16 protein-coding genes and 4 tRNA genes are annotated in these 19,201 nt (G+C 61.8%); 8 read left to right on the plus strand and 12 right to left on the minus strand.

Annotated features, from left to right (window positions below; translation table 11 throughout):
- Positions 1–41 precede the first annotated feature (41 nt).
- The 8 genes from clpX to QCL51_RS16075 all read right to left on the minus strand — a co-directional run bounded on the left by clpX (position 42) and on the right by QCL51_RS16075 (position 5,306).
- Positions 42–1,325 (minus strand): ATP-dependent Clp protease ATP-binding subunit ClpX, encoded by a 1,284-nt coding sequence (gene clpX, locus QCL51_RS16040; RefSeq protein ID WP_003250242.1) that lies wholly within the window; start codon positions 1,323–1,325, stop codon positions 42–44.
- 108 nt (positions 1,326–1,433) lie between these two features.
- Positions 1,434–2,075, minus strand: coding sequence for an ATP-dependent Clp endopeptidase proteolytic subunit ClpP (gene clpP / locus QCL51_RS16045; RefSeq protein WP_003259400.1), 642 nt, complete (start codon positions 2,073–2,075; stop codon positions 1,434–1,436).
- 91 nt (positions 2,076–2,166) lie between these two features.
- On the minus strand, positions 2,167–3,480 hold the full coding sequence (gene tig, locus QCL51_RS16050) for a trigger factor (RefSeq protein ID WP_338443727.1): 1,314 nt from the start codon (positions 3,478–3,480) through the stop codon (positions 2,167–2,169).
- A 248-nt stretch (positions 3,481–3,728) separates the two neighbouring features.
- Positions 3,729–4,028, minus strand: a complete 300-nt coding sequence (locus QCL51_RS16055) for a DUF6388 family protein (protein ID WP_021782906.1) — start codon at positions 4,026–4,028, stop codon at positions 3,729–3,731.
- Between the two features lie 835 nt (positions 4,029–4,863).
- Positions 4,864–4,939 (minus strand) — tRNA-His (locus tag QCL51_RS16060).
- Between the two features lie 36 nt (positions 4,940–4,975).
- Positions 4,976–5,060 (minus strand) — tRNA-Leu (locus QCL51_RS16065).
- Positions 5,061–5,112: 52 nt separating this feature from the next.
- Positions 5,113–5,188: transfer RNA gene (locus QCL51_RS16070), tRNA-His, on the minus strand.
- A gap of 41 nt (positions 5,189–5,229) precedes the next feature.
- Positions 5,230–5,306, minus strand: a tRNA-Arg gene (locus tag QCL51_RS16075).
- Between the two features lie 269 nt (positions 5,307–5,575).
- Between QCL51_RS16075 and folD the strand changes: the two genes are divergently transcribed.
- Positions 5,576–6,430 (plus strand): bifunctional methylenetetrahydrofolate dehydrogenase/methenyltetrahydrofolate cyclohydrolase FolD, encoded by an 855-nt coding sequence (gene folD, locus QCL51_RS16080; RefSeq protein WP_021785508.1) that lies wholly within the window; start codon positions 5,576–5,578, stop codon positions 6,428–6,430.
- 95 nt (positions 6,431–6,525) lie between these two features.
- On the opposite strand, the gene QCL51_RS16085 is transcribed toward folD, so the two are convergent.
- Positions 6,526–8,214 carry an EAL domain-containing protein gene (locus tag QCL51_RS16085; RefSeq protein ID WP_021785509.1) on the minus strand — a complete coding sequence of 563 codons (1,689 nt, stop codon included), beginning with the start codon at positions 8,212–8,214 and terminating at the stop codon, positions 6,526–6,528.
- 13 nt (positions 8,215–8,227) lie between these two features.
- On the minus strand, positions 8,228–9,793 hold the full coding sequence (locus QCL51_RS16090) for a PAS domain-containing methyl-accepting chemotaxis protein (protein WP_103469243.1): 1,566 nt from the start codon (positions 9,791–9,793) through the stop codon (positions 8,228–8,230).
- Positions 9,794–10,059: 266 nt separating this feature from the next.
- Between QCL51_RS16090 and QCL51_RS16095 the strand changes: the two genes are divergently transcribed.
- From QCL51_RS16095 to QCL51_RS16115, 5 genes are all read left to right on the plus strand, one after another.
- A complete protein-coding gene (locus QCL51_RS16095; RefSeq protein WP_028697376.1) occupies positions 10,060–10,374 on the plus strand; it encodes a helix-turn-helix transcriptional regulator in 315 nt (104 codons plus the stop codon).
- A 227-nt stretch (positions 10,375–10,601) separates the two neighbouring features.
- Positions 10,602–11,912 carry a C4-dicarboxylate transporter DctA gene (locus QCL51_RS16100; protein ID WP_021785512.1) on the plus strand — a complete coding sequence of 437 codons (1,311 nt, stop codon included), beginning with the start codon at positions 10,602–10,604 and terminating at the stop codon, positions 11,910–11,912.
- Between the two features lie 44 nt (positions 11,913–11,956).
- Positions 11,957–12,655 (plus strand): FCD domain-containing protein, encoded by a 699-nt coding sequence (locus QCL51_RS16105; RefSeq protein ID WP_021785513.1) that lies wholly within the window; start codon positions 11,957–11,959, stop codon positions 12,653–12,655.
- A gap of 16 nt (positions 12,656–12,671) precedes the next feature.
- On the plus strand, positions 12,672–13,340 hold the full coding sequence (locus tag QCL51_RS16110) for a GntR family transcriptional regulator (RefSeq protein WP_330508241.1): 669 nt from the start codon (positions 12,672–12,674) through the stop codon (positions 13,338–13,340).
- A gap of 149 nt (positions 13,341–13,489) precedes the next feature.
- Positions 13,490–14,539, plus strand: a complete 1,050-nt coding sequence (locus QCL51_RS16115) for a hypothetical protein (protein WP_103444058.1) — start codon at positions 13,490–13,492, stop codon at positions 14,537–14,539.
- A gap of 39 nt (positions 14,540–14,578) precedes the next feature.
- Here QCL51_RS16115 and QCL51_RS16120 read toward each other — a convergent pair whose 3' ends face one another.
- Positions 14,579–15,007 (minus strand): PACE efflux transporter, encoded by a 429-nt coding sequence (locus QCL51_RS16120; RefSeq protein ID WP_021785516.1) that lies wholly within the window; start codon positions 15,005–15,007, stop codon positions 14,579–14,581.
- 102 nt (positions 15,008–15,109) lie between these two features.
- Here QCL51_RS16120 and QCL51_RS16125 point away from each other — a divergent pair, with 102 nt between their 5' ends.
- Together QCL51_RS16125 and mcpA are read left to right on the plus strand one after the other, a co-directional pair.
- Positions 15,110–15,988: a LysR family transcriptional regulator gene (locus tag QCL51_RS16125; RefSeq protein WP_103444057.1), complete on the plus strand. Its 879-nt coding sequence runs from the start codon at positions 15,110–15,112 to the stop codon at positions 15,986–15,988.
- A 142-nt stretch (positions 15,989–16,130) separates the two neighbouring features.
- Positions 16,131–18,017 (plus strand): methyl-accepting chemotaxis protein McpA, encoded by a 1,887-nt coding sequence (gene mcpA, locus QCL51_RS16130; protein WP_103444056.1) that lies wholly within the window; start codon positions 16,131–16,133, stop codon positions 18,015–18,017.
- 53 nt (positions 18,018–18,070) lie between these two features.
- Here the strand turns inward: mcpA and QCL51_RS16135 are convergent, their stop codons facing one another.
- Positions 18,071–19,135: a hypothetical protein gene (locus tag QCL51_RS16135; RefSeq protein ID WP_103444055.1), complete on the minus strand. Its 1,065-nt coding sequence runs from the start codon at positions 19,133–19,135 to the stop codon at positions 18,071–18,073.
- Positions 19,136–19,201 lie beyond the last annotated feature (66 nt).

Consider the following 19,201-nt stretch of genomic DNA (forward strand, 5'->3'; position numbering starts at 1 on the left):
CCCCCTTCTTGCTTGCAACCGAAAACCGGCCATTGCCTGAATCAGGCGTCTGGTGCGGCCTTGGCTTGCGGTTCGCTGTTTTCGTAAATCATCAGCGGCTGCGAGGTGCCCTCAATGACGCTCTCGTCGATAACCACCTTGCTGACATCCTTTTTCGAAGGGATCTCGTACATGGTATCGAGCAGAACGCCTTCGAGGATCGAACGCAGGCCACGGGCACCAGTCTTGCGCTCCAGGGCCTTGCGCGCAACGGCCTTGAGCGCATCGCTGCGGAACTCGAGGTCGACGCTTTCCATCTCGAATAGCTTGGCATACTGCTTGGTCAGGGCATTCTTCGGCTCGGTGAGGATCTGCATCAATGCAGCCTCATCCAGCTCGTCAAGGGTAGCCAGTACCGGCAGACGGCCGACGAATTCCGGAATCAGGCCAAACTTGACCAGATCGTCCGGCTCGACCTCACGCAGGGACTCACCAACCTTCTTGCCCTCTTCCTTGCTGCGCACTTCGGCACCAAAACCGATGCCACCTTTGGTGGAGCGGTTCTGGATGACCTTTTCCAGGCCCGAGAACGCACCACCGCAGATGAACAGGATGTTGCGGGTATCAACCTGCAGGAATTCCTGTTGCGGGTGCTTGCGGCCGCCTTGCGGCGGGACCGAGGCCACGGTGCCTTCGATCAGTTTCAGCAGTGCCTGCTGCACGCCCTCACCCGAGACATCACGGGTGATGGACGGGTTGTCCGACTTGCGCGAGATCTTGTCGATTTCGTCGATGTAGACAATGCCCATCTGGGCCTTTTCCACGTCGTAGTCGCACTTCTGCAACAGCTTCTGGATGATGTTCTCGACGTCCTCACCCACATAACCGGCTTCGGTCAGGGTGGTGGCGTCAGCAATGGTGAACGGTACGTTCAACAGGCGTGCCAAGGTTTCGGCGAGCAGGGTCTTGCCCGAGCCAGTCGGCCCGATGAGCAGGATGTTGCTCTTGCCCAGTTCGACTTCGTCACCCTTCTTGTCACGCTGGTTCAGGCGCTTGTAGTGGTTGTACACCGCTACGGCCAGCACCTTCTTTGCGCGCTCCTGACCAATGACGTACTGGTCCAGGATGCCGCTGATTTCTTTCGGCGAAGGCAATTTGTGCGCGCTGCTCTCGGCCTGGGCTTCCTGCACCTCCTCACGGATGATGTCGTTGCACAGGTCGACGCACTCGTCGCAGATAAATACCGAGGGCCCGGCAATCAGTTTGCGCACTTCGTGCTGGCTTTTGCCGCAGAAGGAGCAATAAAGCAATTTGCCGCTGTCCTCGCCGTTACGGGTGTCAGTCATTCGATCGATCCAATCCGGTAGGCTTGCAACACAAGATGAAGGCAATTGCGGGCTTTTTCAAGTCCGCAGGTAGGCGCTTTCGACGCCCACCTGCTCTGACCTCCCGGTTCAGGAGGCCAGTTGCCGCTTGTCGTAGACCGAGTCGATCAGGCCGTACTCGGCTGCGCGCGAGGCGCTCATGAAGTTGTCACGCTCGGTGTCACGCTTGATGGTCTCGAGGTCCTGGCCGGTGTGATAGGCCAGCAGCTCGTTCAGACGGGCCTTGATATTGAGGATTTCCTGGGCGTGGATCTCGATATCGGTGGCCTGACCCTGGAAGCCGCCAAGCGGCTGGTGGATCATCACGCGCGAGTTCGGCAGGCAATGACGCTTGCCCTTGGCACCTGCCGCCAGCAGGAAGGCGCCCATGCTGCAGGCCTGGCCGATGCAGATGGTCGAAACGTCCGGCTTGATGAACTGCATGGTGTCGTAGATCGACATGCCGGCGGTGACGGAACCGCCCGGCGAGTTGATGTACAGATGGATATCCTTGTCCGGGTTTTCTGCCTCAAGGAACAGCAGTTGCGCAACGACGAGGTTGGCCATGTAGTCCTCTACCGGGCCAACCAGGAAGATCACACGCTCCTTCAACAGGCGCGAGTAGATGTCGTAAGCACGTTCGCCACGGGCGGACTGCTCGATAACCATCGGGACCAGGCCGCCTGCGGCCTGGATGTCAGAGCTCTGCTGAATATAAGAATTGCGGGACATGTCCTGCGCTCACTCCCAAATAGTCATGGCTTGAATACGCACAAGCCAGCTCGAAGGCTGGCTTGTGGAGGTTTCCTACGAGAGAAGCCTGTTACTCAGCAGCGGCAGGAGCCTCGGCTGGTTTAACGGCTTCTTCGTACGAGACCGACTTGTCGGTCACAGTCGCTTTCTGCAGAACAGTATCTACAACTTGTTCTTCCAGCACAACCGAACGGACTTCGTTCAGTTGCTGGTCGTTCTTGTAGTACCAGGCGATGACCTGCTCAGGCTCCTGGTAAGCCGAAGCCATTTCTTCGATCATCTCGCGAACCTTGGCGTCGTCCGGCTTCAGCTCGAACTGCTTGACCACTTCGGCCACGATCAGGCCCAGCACGACACGGCGCTTGGCTTGCTCTTCGAACAGCTCGACTGGCAGTTGCTCAGGCTTGATGTTGCCACCGAACTGCTGAACAGCCTGCACGCGCAGACGGTTGACTTCGTTTTCCAGCAGGGCTTTTGGCACTTCGATCGGGTTGGCGGCCAGCAGACCGTCCATGACCTGGTTCTTGACCTTGGTCTTGATCGCCTGACGCAGCTCACGCTCCATGTTCTTGCGAACTTCGGCGCGGAAGCCTTCCAGGGTCGATTCCTTGATGCCGAACTGGGCGAAGAACTCTTCGTTCAGCTCTGGCAGCACAGGTGCCGAAACACTGTTGACGGTGATGGTGAACTCGGCGGCTTTGCCAGCCAGGTCCAGGTTCTGGTAGTCCTCTGGGAAGGTCACGTTGACAACGCGCTCTTCGCCTGCATTGGCGCCTACCAGACCCTCTTCGAAGCCCGGGATCATGCGGCCGGAGCCCAGTACCAGCAGGGTGCCCTTGGCCGAACCACCGGCAAACACTTCACCGTCGACCTTGCCGACGAAATCGATGTTGACCTGGTCGTCGTTCTGCGCAGCGCGCTCGACGGCCTCGAAGCGGGTGTTCTGCTTGCGCAGCACTTCCAGCATGTTGTCCAGGTCGCTGTCAGCCACTTCGGCGCTCAGGCGCTCGACCTTGATCGACTCGAGGCCTGCAACCGTGAACTCCGGGAACACTTCGAAGATGGCGACGAACTCCAGATCCTTGCCCTTTTCGAAGGACTTCGGCTCTACAGCCGGAGAGCCAGCCGGGTTCAGCTTCTGCTCGACGATGGCTTCGTAGAAGGAAGCCTGGACCAGGTCACCGAAAGCCTCTTGACGGGCGTCCGCCTCGAAACGCTGACGGATCACGGTCATCGGCACTTTACCAGGACGGAAGCCCGCAATCTTGGCGCGCTTGGCAGTCTGCTGCAGACGCTTGTTGACTTCGTTCTCGACGCGCTCGGCCGGAACGGCGATGGTCATGCGGCGCTCGAGAGCGGAAGTGTTTTCAACAGAAACTTGCATGGATATTCCTCGTTGCACAGACGTTAGCCGGCGTTAGCCCGACTCCAGAATCAAGGGCAAACATTCTAGTGAGTCACGCAGCAGAAGTCACCCCACACGGGACGACTGAAAACAACGCCGGTCGATTAACTTTCAAGGCCCGCACGGCACAGCGCCGAGCCTGCTTCCAACAGAGGCTGCACGGCGCCCGGGGCGGCCTGCAGCCGAAATACCTTGTCAAACAACTACCAGCAAAGAATTCGCCTCCTTTATTCAGGATCGATTTCGTTGAACTGGCAGTACTCCTCCCACTCCAGCCCCAGCGCCTCGGCCACTTCACGGTGCGTTTCCAGGCGCATGGCCTGCAGCTGCTCCGGGGACTCGGCAATCAATTGCAGCGCCAACTCCCAGGGCTCAATGCCCTGCTCCGCGGCTGCATCCTCGAACGCCCACTCGATCTGCTGGGCCTGCTCGCGCGCATCCAGCTCGCGGATCTCCTCGAGCAACTGCGGATTGGCTTCGGCAAAGCGCTGCAGCGCCAGGGCCTGACGGGCTTCTTTTGCAATCATCGTGGTGTCCTTTGCCGGCCAAACGGGCCGGTGTTTCAACCGGCTGAAATCTAACAGCTTTTATTGGGGTGCCACCAGAGGATTACAAGGGGCGGGAGGTGATTTGGCCGAGCGGTGGTTGACCGCGACATTTTCAGCGCCTTCGAGATCGAGCGCCGCCCGCGCGGCGCATCGCGAGCAAGCTCGCTCCTACATTTGTTTCGGGCCAGTATCGCCTGTGCCTGCGCACGCGACCGCCCTGTTTGTACCCCACGATATCGAGGTGAGCGCCAAGGGGACGCGCGCGTCTGCCCCAGGAATAATTGGCCCGAAACAAATGTAGGAGCGAGCTTGCCTTGAGGGTTGTAGTGCCTGTGAGATCGAGCGCCGCCCGCGCGGCGCATCGCGAGCAAGCTCGCTCCTACATTTGTTTCGGGCCAGTGTCGCCTGTGCCTGCGCACGCGACCGCCCTGTTTGTACCCCACGATATCGAGGTGAGCGCCAAGGGGACGCGCGCGTCTGCCCCAGGAATAATTGGCCCGAAACAAATGTAGGAGCGAGCTTGCTCGCGATGCGCCGCGCGGGCGGCGCTCGATCTACGCATCACCGCAAAAACCAAGGCAGGCACCTTGCCGCCCTGAAACAATCGGCCGTAGAACACCCCATAAAAGCTTGACCGCCAACAGAGTAAGCGCGACCACCTTGCTTACCCGGCACGATATCGAGGAGGAACATCAGGAGCCACGCGGGCGACGCTCAACCTCAATCAAAGACACCAGAACACTGACGGCATGCACATCACAACCCCAAAACAAAAAGGCGCCCGATCTCACGATCAAGGCGCCTTTCAGGAATATGGGGTGGACGATGGGAATCGAACCCACGACAACTGGAATCACAATCCAGCGCTCTACCAACTGAGCTACGCCCACCATATTGCGGTCTTGCAGTACAACCTTACAGAAGCATGGTGCGGACGAAGAGACTCGAACTCTTACAGCTTGCGCCGCTGGAACCTAAATCCAGTGTGTCTACCAATTTCACCACGTCCGCGTAACGCTTAAAACAAAGGCGCCAGATGCTATCGAGGCGCCCTTGAAGAATATGGGGTGGACGATGGGAATCGAACCCACGACAACTGGAATCACAATCCAGCGCTCTACCAACTGAGCTACGCCCACCATATTGCATTACAGCCTACTTGCTTGCCAAAGCTGCCTAATGGCGCACCCGGCAGGACTCGAACCTGCGACCATCCGCTTAGAAGGCGGATGCTCTATCCAGCTGAGCTACGGGCGCTTAAGCTTGAAGCCTAACCGAACGAGACGCTAACAAGGAACTGTTAAACCACTCATTCTGCCCGACTTAGCCAACCAGTGCTAGGCTGTGCCCGACAAGTGCGGCGAATCTTATAGTCGACCCCGAAAGTCGTCAACACCTTTTTCGAAAAAATTTAAATTATTTAAGGGGTTAGGGGATTTGCCCGACCACCCGCCTTTGCCCTTGGCCCATGTCGTGCGAGAATGCGCGTTCTTTATTGTTCCTTCTCGATGGTTAATCACGCGTCTATGACTGCACACCTAATCGATGGCAAGGCTATCGCCGCCAGCCTGCGCCAGCAGATCGCTCAACGTGTCGTGGAGCGTCGCCAGCAAGGCCTGCGCACGCCGGGCCTGGCGGTGATCCTGGTCGGCACCGACCCCGCCTCCCAAGTCTATGTCTCGCACAAGCGCAAGGACTGCGAAGAGGTCGGCTTCATTTCGCAGGCTTTCGACCTGCCCAGCGAGACCACGCAACAGGCCCTGACCGAGCTGATCGACCGTCTCAATGACGATCCGGCCGTCGACGGCATCCTGCTGCAACTGCCGCTGCCGGCGCACCTGGACGCCTCGCTGCTGCTCGAGCGCATTCGCCCGGACAAGGATGTGGACGGTTTCCATCCTTACAACATCGGCCGCCTGGCCCAGCGTATTCCGCTGCTGCGCCCATGCACGCCAAAAGGCATCATGACCCTGCTGGAAAGCACCGGCCAGGACCTGTACGGCATGAACGCGGTGATCGTCGGCGCGTCCAACATCGTTGGCCGCCCGATGGCCATGGAACTGCTGCTGGCCGGCTGTACCGTGACCGTCTGCCACCGCTTCACCAAGGATCTGGCCGGCCATGTCGGGCGTGCCGACCTGGTGGTCGTGGCTGCCGGCAAGCCGGGCCTGGTCAAGGGTGAGTGGGTCAAGGAAGGCGCCATCGTCATCGACGTGGGCATCAACCGCCAGGAAGACGGCAAGCTGGTTGGCGACGTGGTCTACGAGACTGCCCTGGCACGCGCCGGCTGGATCACACCAGTGCCGGGCGGCGTCGGGCCGATGACCCGGGCGTGCCTGCTTGAGAACACGCTGTATGCGGCAGAAGAGCTGCACAAGTAATACCGCGTGATGCGAAAACGGCACCTCTTGCAGGTGCCGTTTTTTTTTGCCCGTGATTGATGGTGCGGGTCAGGACCACGGCCCGCTGATGGCCTTCAAGGGTCACGCCACTGCGCCGGCTGCCGGTAGGCCTGTGCCCAGGCTTGCACTTCACTGGCCGGCATCGGCCGGGCAATGCAGTAACCCTGCGCCAGCTCGCAGCCCAGGTCCATCAGTACCCGGCCATGCTCGACACTCTCCAGCCCCTCGGCAATCACCTCGCGGCCAAACGCCCGGGCCAGGCCGATCACCGCCTCCGTCAGCGCCAGGTCGTCCTGGTCATGAAGGATGTCCCGTACGAACGACTGGTCGATCTTGATCGTCTGGGTCGGCAAGCGTTTCAGGTAACTCAACGACGAATAACCGGTGCCGAAATCGTCCAGCGAGAAACGCACACCCAGCGCACGGCAGGCGTCCAGGCAGCGGCTGACGTGCTGCAGGTTGTCGATGGCCACTGACTCGACGATTTCCAGGTCCAGCAGCGCCGGGTCCACCGCCGGGTACGCTGCCAGCAGTTGCTGCAGGCGCTCGGCAAAGTCACTGCGCTGCAAGTGCCGCGCGGCGATATTCACGCTCAGTGACCAGGGCTGCCCTTGCAACTGCCAGACCTGCAACTGGCTCAATGCCTGCCCTATCACCCACTCGCCGATTTCGACGATCAGGTCGGTCTGTTCTACCCACGGCAGGAAATCGCCTGGCGGCACCACGCCACGGCCCGGCCGCTGCCAGCGCAACAACCCCTCGAAGCCCAGTACCTTGCCACTGCGCAGGTTTACCTTGGGTTGGTAGTAAAGACACAACTCGCCGTTGCGTAGCGCCCGGCGCACGCGCGCCACGGTCTGGTGGGTGGCCTTGAGCTCCTGCTCCTGCGTCACATCGAACAGGTGGTAACGGTTGCGCCCGCGCTGCTTGGCCACATACATGGCCTGGTCGGCGTGGCGCACCAGGGTGTCGGCATCTTCATCATCCTGCGGATACAGGGTCACGCCTATACTGGCGCTGAGCGACAGCGTATGCCCACGCACCACACAAGGCGCCGCCAATGCCCGCAATACCCGCTGCAGGGCTGCATGCAGCTGGCACTCATCGTCGACGTCGCGCAGGATCAGCACGAACTCGTCGCCCGACAGCCGGGCAACGGCATCACCACCGCGCAGGATACTCTTCAAACGCTGCGCCACTTCCACCAGCAGCAGGTCACCCACGGCATGCCCGTAGCCGTCGTTGACCGCCTTGAAACCATCCAGGTCGAGCATGCACACCGCCAGCGAGATGCCTTCACGGCGCGAACAGGCCAGGGCCTGGTTCAGCAGGTCGGACAAATAGGCGCGGTTGGGCAGGCCGGTGAGCACATCGTGGCCCACCCGCCACTGCAAGGTATGCAGTAGCTGACGCTTCTCTGTAACGTCAAAGCGGATGGATACATACTTGCGCACCTGGCCTGTTAGCGGGTCGACCAGCGGCACCATGGTGCTGTCGACCCAATACAACGAACCGTCCTTGGACCGGTTGCAGATTTCGCCCTTCCACACCCGCCCGGCAGCCAAAGCCCGCCACATGCCGACAAAGAACGTCGGCTCATGCAGGCCGGAATTGAGGATACGGTGGTTGGCCCCCAGCAGCTCCTCACGGCTGTAGCCCGAGATGCTGCAGAACTGCTGATTGACGTAGGTGATGTTCCCACGCAGGTCGGTTTCCGAAAAGATCGCGGCCGCGTCCACGGCCGCGCGATAGTTATCATCCATAAAGCATCCTGCCTTAGCGGTTGAAGCGCTCCACCAGGGCGCGCAATCCGGCGCATACATGTTCCAGTTCGGTGCCGCGCGAGGCGGCGGCGTTGGCGCTGTGGGCGCTGTGCTGGGCAATACCGGCAACGCCGTTGATTTGCCGCGAAACGTCTTCTGCCACCGCCGACTGCTGCTGCGAGGCGGCGGCCATCTGCTGGCTCATATCGCTGATGCGCTGTACCGCGTCACGAATACCATGCAGCGCTTGCCGGGCCTCCTGCACCTGGACAACACCTTGCTCGGCACCGTCGATGCCGTGGCTGGCGATCGCCACGGCTTCCTCGGCGCCACTGCGCAAGGCATCGATTATGGCCTGGATGTGCAGGGTGGACTGGCGAGTCTTGTCGGCCAGTGCCCGCACCTCGTCGGCGACCACGGCAAAGCCGCGGCCCTGCTCGCCCGCACGGGCTGCCTCGATGGCGGCGTTGAGGGCCAGCAGGTTGGTCTGCTCGGCAATGCCACGGATCATCCCGGCTGCCTCGGCGATGGCGCCAGTCTGACCAGCCAGGTGACTGACCGCCTGGTTGATCTGCGTCACAGTGCTGGCCAAGTTACGAATGGCCGCACCGCTTGCATCGGCTACCTGGCTACCTTGTTCGGCCAGCAGGTGGGCCGTGTGTGCCTCGGCGGCGGTCAGCTGCACGTGGTTGGCCACTTCGCCAATGGAGGCGGCCATCTGGTTCATTGCGGTGGCGCTCAGGTCGGTTTCGGCGCGCTGCTCCAGCAATGCCGCCTCGGTGCTGCGCGACAACTGCCCGGCATCGTGAGCAGCCACGGCCATTTGTCCGGCCAGGTCGCTTAGCCGCGTCAAGGCGGTTTTCAGACGTGCCTCTTCGCTGATCAGCATCAGTTGCAACTGCCCGGCAGCACCCGTCAGGTCGCTGTAGGTCAAGGCTGCAAGCGGGTCGGCGAAGGCACCTTCGGCGCCCTGCACAATCTGCTGTAGCTGCCGCCCGAGGGCGTTGCGCGCCCACAGGCCGCAGGCCACGAACAGCCCCAGGGTCAGCCCCTGCCCCACCAGGCCGGGCCACAACTGGTTTGCGCCTACCGCCAGCAGCCCGCCGGCCAGTGGCAAGGCCAAGGCCTGCATCAGCAAGCTCAGCCGGCGCGGCGCCGACAATGCCGTTTGACCGTTGCGCAGCCGCGCATACAGCACTTCGGCACGGGCGACTTGCTCCCGCGTGGGGCATACGCGCACCGACTCGTAACCCACAACCCGACCTCCTTCGAGGATGGGCGTGACGTAAGCATTGACCCAGTAGTAGTCGCCGTTACGGCAGCGATTCTTGACGATACCCATCCAGCTCTTCCCCGCTTTCAGGTAGCGCCACATCAACTCGTACACCGCTGGCGGCATGTCCGGGTGGCGCACCAGGTTGTGCGGGCTGCCGATCAGTTCGGCCTCGCTGTAGCCACTGATGGCGGCAAACTCAGGGTTGCAGTAGGTGATCAGGCTGGCGGTATCGGTAGCAGAAATCAGCCGCTGATGAGGGGGGAAACGTTGCTCGACCGGGGTTACCGGCAAGTTGAGGCGCACGATGAGACTCCATTCAATGACAAGCCGGTATCCAGTTCATCGACGGCCACCGGAACCGATTCATGGCGATCAGTTCCAATAGGCAAAAGCGCTTCCTGCCGTTGAGGCACGAGGCCGAACGGCACAAGGAAGAGGACGATGACTAACCGGTCAGACCATGAATTCTACGAAATTCATCACATAAATAAAACAAAGGTGATCGATCATGGCGTTGCGCCACATGGATAGATATCGTTAAGTTCTTGATTCTAAATGGGAATTAAGCGATGACGAGATCAGCTTTGGGTATCGCCCTGCGCCGCTACCGCAAGCTGGCGGGCCTGACCCAGGCACAACTGGCCGAACGGACCGGCTTCGACCCCAAGACCATCAGCCGTTTCGAAACCAGCACCTACACCCCCAGCATCGATGCAATCTTGGCGTTTGCCCAGGTGCTGGGCGTCAAGCCCAAGGACTTCTTCGCAGAACCGGACGACGAAGAGGAGCAGCGCGCCTACCTGTTCGGCGTCATCCACAACGCCCCGCCTAAAGATCTTGGCAAGCTGATTGCAGCAGTTGACCAGGCACTGGCCAAGCCCTGAGCTATTTCACGCGCCCACTTTCACGGCACGCACCGATCTAGAGCATGGCAGGCCGGATTGCCCCACAACTGGTCAGACCGGTAAGGCCAAAAAACCTTGCAATCGAGGATTTTTCGCGCTTTTATGGCCTCGCGCTGAACAAACCGGTAAGACCACAATAATTAAGTCCTGCGCTCTTTCGCCCCGTGCGGCTACCGAAGCAAGGACACCGATCAGAGACTCCTCCCATGCTCAAATGGTGCTCGCGTTCGATTTTCCTGCAAGTCGTACTTGGCCTTGCCCTCGGCATCGCCTGCGGTCTGAGCTTCCCCGACCTCTCCCTGCAACTCAAACCCCTCGGCGACGGCTTCATCAAGCTGATCAAGATGCTCATCGGCCTGATCGTGTTCTGCGTGGTGGTCAGCGGCATTTCGGGTGCGGGCGACCTGAAAAAGGTCGGGCGCATCGGCCTGAAGTCGGTGATCTACTTCGAAGTGCTGACTACCCTCGCGCTGGTGATTGGCCTGGTGTTCGCCTTCAGCAGTGGCATTGGCAGCGGTGCCAATATTCACCTGGATCAACTGTCCGCCGCCGATGCCAACGGCCTGGCCGAGCGCGGCCAGCACATCCATGGCGCCACGGCGTTCTTCATGGACCTGATCCCCACCTCGGTGATCGGTGCATTCGCCGACAACAACATTCTTCAGGTGCTGCTGTTCTCGGTGCTGTTCGGCAGCGCGCTGAACCTGGTGGGTGACTCGGCCGCCGGCATCTCGCGACTGATCAATGAACTGAGCCATGTGATCTTCCGCATCATGGGCATGATCGTGCGCCTGGCGCCGATCGGCGTGTTCGGCGCCATCGCCTTCACCACCAGCAAGTATGGCCTGGAGTCGCTGCAGCACCTGGGCGGGCTGGTGGCGCTGTTCTACCTGACCTGTGCCGGCTTCGTACTGATCGTGCTGGGCACCGTCATGCGCTTGTCGGGCCTTAAACTGCTGCCGTTGATCAAGTACCTGCGTGAAGAGCTGACCATCGTCCTGGGCACCGCCTCTTCCGACGCCGTGCTGCCACAGATCATGCGCAAGCTTGAGCACCTGGGTATTGGCAGTTCAACGGTTGGCCTGGTGATCCCTACCGGCTACTCGTTCAACCTCGATGGTTTCTCCATTTACCTGACCCTGGCCATCGTGTTCATCGCCAACGCCACCGGCACGCCACTGGAAATGACCGACCTGCTGACAATCCTGCTGGTGTCGCTGGTGACTTCCAAGGGGGCTCACGGCATCCCAGGCTCGGCACTGGTGATTCTTGCCGCCACCCTGACTGCGGTACCGGCGATCCCTGTGGTAGGCCTGGTACTGGTGCTGGCGGTGGACTGGTTCATGGGTATCGGCCGGGCGTTGACCAACCTGATCGGCAACTGCGTAGCCACCGTGGCCATTGCCCGCTGGGAGAAGGACATTGACCTGGAGCGCGCGCAGAACGTGCTCGACGGCAAGCCTGGCTTTGCCCCCGCGCCACGCAAGCAACCCAACGCCCATCAACAGGAATTCTGAGCGAACGTGGCCGGCATTGACGCCGGCCCTTCCAGGAGCGAAACGTGATCAGCTCATCAACCGTCGTCAACTCAGTGGTGGAAAAACTCCGCCAGGCCCTGGCCCGCGGCCAATGGCGCACCGGCGACATGCTGCCCGGCCAGCGCGAACTGGCCGAACAACTGGGCATCAGCCGCCCCAGCCTGCGCGAAGCGGTAACCGTGCTGGAAACACTGGGCCTGGTGCGCTCGTTGCCCGGCAAGGGTGTGTTGGTGCTGGACGCCGATGCCCAGGCGTCGGGTGGGGAAGTCAGTGCCGCGGCCAGCCTGGCCGACGTACTGGAACTGCGCTACACACTCGAACCGTTCATCGTCGGCCTGGTGGCGCAATCGGCCAACAGCCAGGACATCGGCCAGCTGCGCCTGACCCTGATGGACATGCGCGAAGCGCTGGAGGCCGATGACAGCGAAGCCGGGGTCAAAGCCTACATTGCCTTCCATGAAGCGCTGTTCGCCCTGACCACCAACCCGATTTTCCAGAGCGTGGTGCAGCAAACCGGCAATGCCCTGAAGCAAAGCGCCGACATGCTGCGCAACTCGCCAGAGCACCTGGCCGCGCGGCTGAAGGAGAACGAAGCGGTGGTACGTGCCATTCGCGAACGCAGCAGCGCCCAGGCCAGTGCCCAGATGCGTCAGCATATCGTGGCCGAAGGGCTGCGCATGGGCATCGCGCTGAATATCCCGGACGAACATCCACATCCATGACCTCAGGAGAGTGACCATGAACGCCGCCCCCCACTTGCCTGCCCTGCTCGCGGCCGGCGAAACCCGTCTGTCGGCCGAGCAGATTTACCCGCGGCTGTTCGACGCCATTCTCGAACAGCGCCTGCCCCCGGGCAGCCTGTTGCCCGAGCAGGCGCTGGGCCATGCATTTGGTGTCAGCCGCACGGTGATCCGCCGCGTGCTCGGGCGCCTGTCCGACCAGCAGGTGGTGGTGCAGCGCCCCAGCCACACCGCACATCTGGCCGCGCCTGACCCAGACCAGGCACGCCAGGTGCTCAGTGCCCGGCGCCTGGCCGAAACCACGCTGATCACACTGGCCGCGCAACGCGCCCGGCCGGCGCAGGTACGCCAGCTACGGCAACTGGTGGAGCGCGAGCGCCAGCACCATGAGAGTGGCGAACGCTGCGCGGCGATCCGCCTGGGCGGCGAGTTCCACCTGAAACTGGCGCAGGTAGCGGCCAATGCGCCGCTGGCGCGATTTCTCAATGGGCTGGTACCGATGACCTCGCTGATCATCGCTCGCTACGAATCGCCGTGCTGCGATCATTGCGCGTGGCAAGAGCATGCGGCGATCATCGATGCCGTGGAGCAAGGTGATGCCGAAGCGGCCTTGGGGTTGATGCACAGGCACCTTGACCGCCTGGAAGAAAAGCTGGACCTGGACTAATCCGACCAGACTACGCGATCGCTCCTGCTCAGGCCGCGTTCACGCACCATTTGCAGCTGCGCTGAGCGGGCGATGGGCTGCACAGCAGCCCCGATAACCCCACCCTATACTGCGAGAACCAGCCCAGCCTCTACCAGGGAGGCGGTCGCGTGAGTTCTCGAATCTTCCTGTTGCTATGCCTTCTGCTGGCCCTCGGCGGTTGTGCCAGCAAGCGTCCCCCTGCCCCGCCCCCGCCCACAATACTCAGCCCTGCGGCGTGGCAACGCATCGATCAGGAACTGATCGACGCCTCGGCCGGCGCCGCCGGTTCGGCCAATGACTATGCCCGTCGCTCGATGCGGGTGTGGAAGGAGCAGGTGCAACAACGCACCGAGCGCGACTTCATCCCCTGGTTCACGGGTTACTGGACCCAGCAATGGCTCACCCTCAAGGTGGCCTGGTACAAGCTCGACAGCGGCGAGGGTCGGGAACCGGCAGAAAAACGCCTGGCCCTGTACCTGCAGGAGCAGTATCACGCGCGGGTGATCGAGCCGGTAGCCGAGCAGATCAACCCCGAGGGCATCCGCGACCGCGCCTGTGAACTGTATCTGCAACTGCTCGGCCAGCAACTGCCGGCCATCATCAGCCGTTACAACGCGCCGCCCGAGCAGTTCAGCCAGCGCCTCAACCGTATCCCCGCCATCGCCCTGGGGCCACCGGATGCGCGCAATGCCAGCCTCTATCAGCTGCTGCGGGCCAAGTCACTGGACCAGCAACCGGCCTGGCAAGCCATGCGCCAGCACTTGCATCAGCAGGCCAGCAAAGGCCCTGGCAGAACCGATGTCGGACTTAACTCGGTGGCCACCCAGGCCAGCGAAAAGCTCGGCGCCACCCTGGCGCCACGCGGTATCGCCAGTGCCGTGGCATCGGCAGTGGGCAAGGTGGCGGGGGCGATGATTTCGATTGCTACGGCCGGTTACGGGATGATGACACATGACCGTGAACACCCGCAGATGGTCGAACAGCTGCGGGTGATTCTCAACGTGGCGTTGAACCAGGAATGGCAGGAGTTGATGGAGAACCGCCAGAGCGGCGCCATGGCGGGGGTCTATTACCTGTCGGGGCAGGTTGAGGACAGCTTGCTGGCCAGTGCGCCGCGGCCGATGGAACAGCAGGTTGAGCAGCAGCAGGCGCCTTTGATCATGCGCCTGCCACCTTAGTGGCGGCCTGTGCTGGCTTGTTCGCCGCGCAAGGCTATATCAAGCTGCAGCCAGGGCAGAGCGTGGCAAACCAAACACCCGATCAAACGCCCAGTTGTAGGCAAAGGTGTAGCACGGCACCAGGATGATGAACGCCATATCCACCAGCAGCGCCTCCAGCAATGTCATGTCCAGCCACCAGGCAATCAGCGGAATCAAGTACACCACCAGGGTCAACTGGAAGCCGATGGCATGCACCACCCGCCGCGCCACGCTGCGCCCCCGCTTGGCCTGGCGGCTCTCCCAGTACTCGAACAGGGTGTTATAGACCAGGTTCCAGAGCATGGCGATGGTGGTGATCATCACCGCCAGCGGCCCGGTATGGGAGGCCTGCGTATCTGACAGGTAGGCCAGCCCAAGGGTCGACATGCACAGCCCGATCAGTTCATAGAAAGTCACGTAGACCAGCTTGCGTTTCAATCCCTGCACCGAGGGTTACCTCCAAAGACAAAAAGCGACGGGGGCGATCATGCTTCAATACACTTGACAGCAAAAGTCAGCAGCTATCAGATTAACTGACAGGAGGCTGCCATGAACTTTTCCAGCGACAACATCCAGCTGTTTCTGGCCGTGCTCGACCACGGCTCGTTTTCTTCCGCGGCGCGCGCCCTCAAGCGGGTGCCTTCAGCGGTGAGCATGGCCATTGGCAACCTTGAGGCAGACCTTGGCTACAGCCTGTTTGAACGCGGCCCGCGTGAAGTTCGCCCAACCGCACAGGCCTTGGCCCTGAAGCCACACGCCAGGCTGATTGCCGAACAACTGGGGCTGCTGCAGGTTCATGCCCTGGAGCTGTCCCAAGGGCTGGAGAGCAGCCTGACCCTGGCCGTGGTACCCGACATCGATCACCGCCCCCTGCTGGCGGCCATCGCCAACCTCGGTGAGCGCTACCCGTTGCTGGACATTGCCCTGCTCAGCGCTCCGCAGGAAGAAGCCTTGCACTTGCTGGACAGCGGCCGTGCCGACCTCTGTGTAGCCTTTGCCGGTTTGCAGGTCGATGCCCGACGCGGCTTCCAGCACGTCGGCATGGAGTCGCTGGTAGCCACCCTGTCGCCGGCCCACCCGGCATTGCGTGAGGGGCGTATCCACTACCTTGAAGACCTGACGCAGGTGCGTCAGATTCTGGTGCGCAGCCGCGACCTGCCGCTGGCTGACCCTCGCCCGCTGATCGGTGCCACGCACTGGTCCAGCGACAGCTTCGACCTGGCTTTGCAGATGGTGGAAGCGGGCCTGGGCTGGGGCGATCTGCCGTTGTCGCGGGTCGCGCCGCTGCTGGCCAGCGGGCGTCTGATACGCCTGGAGTTCCGCAATACACGCAACGAGTTGCAACTGCCCGTGCATATCCTGTGGCGCAAACAACAGCCGCTGCAGCAGGCCGCCCGCCTGCTGATCGAGCAGTTGGCTGACCAGTGACTGCCGTCCGTCGCAACGTCTGTAAGAATTTTCTCTAAGCACTTCAATCTTTTACCCCTTGAGCCGATATCTCGGGCGACAGGCCTCGCATCGCGTCATGAGCGCGCTGCGACCTCCCCTCATTGGCTCAAGGTCTCGAAACATGAACCTGAAATTTCGCCACAAGATCCTGCTCAGCGCCTGCGGCGTCGTGGTTTTGGCATTTGCCCTGTTCACGCTCTACAACGACTACCTGCAACGCAACACCATCCGCCAGAACATTGAAGCCTCGGTGCAGCAGGCCGGGGCACTGACCGCCAGCAGCGTCCAGAACTGGATGAGCGGGCGCATCCTGGTGCTGGAAAACCTGGCCCAGGACATCGGCCAGCAAGGTGCCGGCGATACTCTCGCAGGGCTGATCGAGCAGCCGTCCTACACGCGTAATTTCCTGTTCACCTACTTGGGCCAGGCCAACGGCGTATTCACCCAGCGCCCGGATACCCAGATGCCCGCCGGTTACGACCCGCGCCAGCGCCCTTGGTACGGCGCCGCCGCCAGCGCCGGGCAGACCGTGCTGACCGCCCCGTACCAAGGTGCAGTCGGTGGCCTGATGGTGACCATCGCCACCCCGGTGAAGAGCAAGAGCAATGGCGAACTGATCGGTGTTGTCGGCGGTGACGTGACCCTCGATACCCTCGTCGAGATCATCAACTCGGTCGACTTCGGCGGCATCGGTCACGCCTTCCTGGCCGACGCCAATGGCCAGGTGATCGTCAGCCCCAACAAAGACCAGGTGATGAAGAACCTCAAGGACATCTACCCAGGCAGCAACCTGCGGGTCGCCGCCGGCATGCAGGATGTCACGCTCGACGGCCAGGACCGCATCATCTCGTTCGCCCCGGTGGCCGGCCTGCCTTCGGCGCAGTGGTACATCGGGCTGTCGATCGACAGGGACAAGGCCTATGCCGCGCTCAGCCAGTTCCGCACCTCGGCGATCATCGCCATGCTGATCGCCGTGGCCGCGATTGCCGGCCTGCTCGGCCTGTTGATTCCTGTGCTGATGAGCCCGCTGACCACCATGGGCCGCGCCATGCGCGACATCGCCGAGGGTGAAGGTGACCTTACCCGCCGCCTGGCCGTGCAGAACAAGGACGAGTTCGGCGAACTGGCTACCTCGTTCAACCGCTTTGTCGAGCGCATCCATGCCTCGATCAGCGAAGTGTCCTCGGCCACCCGCCTGGTACATGACCTTTCGGAGAAAGTGGTCAGCGCGTCCAATGCGTCGATCAGCGGCTCTGAAGAACAGAGCATGCGCACCAACAGCGTCGCTGCGGCCATCAACGAACTGGGCGCCGCCACCCAGGAAATCGCCCGCAACGCCGCAGATGCTTCGCAACATGCCAGCGGTGCCAGCGAGCAGGCGCACGGTGGCCGTGAAGTGGTTGAAGAAGCCATCAGCGCCATGACTGCCCTGTCACAACGGATCAGCGAGTCGTGCGCGCAGATCGAAACCCTCAACGCCAGCACCGACGAAATCGGCAAGATCCTCGACGTGATCAAGGGCATTTCTCAGCAGACCAACCTGCTGGCACTGAACGCGGCCATTGAAGCAGCTCGTGCGGGTGAAGCCGGCCGTGGCTTTGCCGTGGTGGCCGACGAAGTGCGTAACCTGGCGCACCGTACCCAGGAGTCGGCGGAAGAAATCCACCGCATGATCACCAGCCTGCAGGTCGGCTCGCGCGAAGCGGTGCATACCATGAACACCAGCCAGGTCTCCAGCGAGCAGACCGTGCAGGTGGCCAACCAGGCCGGCGAACGCCTGGCCAGCGTAACCCAGCGCATTGGCGAGATCGATGGCATGAACCAGTCGGTGGCGACAGCGACCGAAGAACAGACCGCCGTGGTCGAGAGCCTCAACCTGGACATCACCCAGATCAACGCCCTGAACCAGCAGGGGGTGGAGAACCTCAACGAGACCCTGCGCCATTGCGACCAACTGGCCCAGCAGGCCGGGCGTTTGAAGCAGTTGGTGGGCAGCTTCAGGATTTAAACGCCGGGTTCAGGCGGCAACGGCCTATGCCTGTTGTCGCCTGAACCGGCCCCTTATGCAGCCACTGCCTTCGCAGCCTTGCCCCGCCGTACCCAGGCCAGCAGCACCGCCGCCATCAGCACAAAGCCCAGGTAGCCAAACAACGGGTACACTTCGCCCACCAGGCTGATGAACCCCACCAGGCTACAGCCGAACGCCACCACCCCGGTCACCACCGAGCCCCAGCGGAACGTCGTCGTGCCCGCCGGTAACAGCCGCGAGAGGAAGGAAAACAGCGTGCCCACCGCGGTGTTGACGATCATGCCGAAGATGATCAGGCACATCACCAGCCCCAGCAGTGGTGACACCTCGTTGGCAATCGACAGCATCGGCATCGGCTGGTCGGCCACACTGTCCAGGCGCGACAACAGCCCGGCACTCATCACCAGCATCAGGCCGCCAAGTGCCGCACCGCCGAGCAGGCCTCCCCACACCGCCGCTTTCTCGCCCTTGGCCGAACCGCCCAGGATGGCCAGGATCGGCGCGCCCGCCACGATGTTATACGACACATACAGGAACGCACCCAGCAACCAATGACGGGTGCCGGCCTGTTGCTGGCTAGCCACCTGATCGAGCGCGGCAAAGCTCTGCTCGCGGGTGATCACGGCATACAGCGCTATCGCTGAAGCCACCAGGATCAGCAAGGGGGTGATCGCGCCGATTGCAAGAATCATCCTGCGCACGTCCAGGCACACGATGCCGACCACCACCAGCGTCACCAGCACGCTGCCGGTCAGGGCCGGGATGCCGAACTGCTGCTCCAGCAATGCACCACCGCCGGCCAGCATGACCACGGTGACGGCGAACATGAAAAAGGTGATCAACCAGTCGACGAACATGCCCAGGTGACGGCCGCAGATGGCCAGGATCACATCCTTGTGCGAGGTGGCCTGCTGGCGATTGCCCAGCCCCGCCAACGCCATGCCGAGGAAGGTGAACAAGGCGGCACTGACCAACGCGCCAGCCAACCCCCACACGCCGAAATCGACAAAGAACAACAACAGTTCCCGCCCTGAAGCGAACCCCGCCCCCACGATCACGCCGACAAATGCGCCGGCAATCTTCAGCTGCTCTTGCATGTGAACCTCTGGATTTATTGTTGTTTTTTCATTGCCGTCGCATACCTGTCGCAGGGGCGGCCTTGC

It is taken from the genome of Pseudomonas sp. LTR0, assembly GCF_036630035.1.
Lineage (GTDB): Bacteria > Pseudomonadota > Gammaproteobacteria > Pseudomonadales > Pseudomonadaceae > Aquipseudomonas > Aquipseudomonas putida_Y.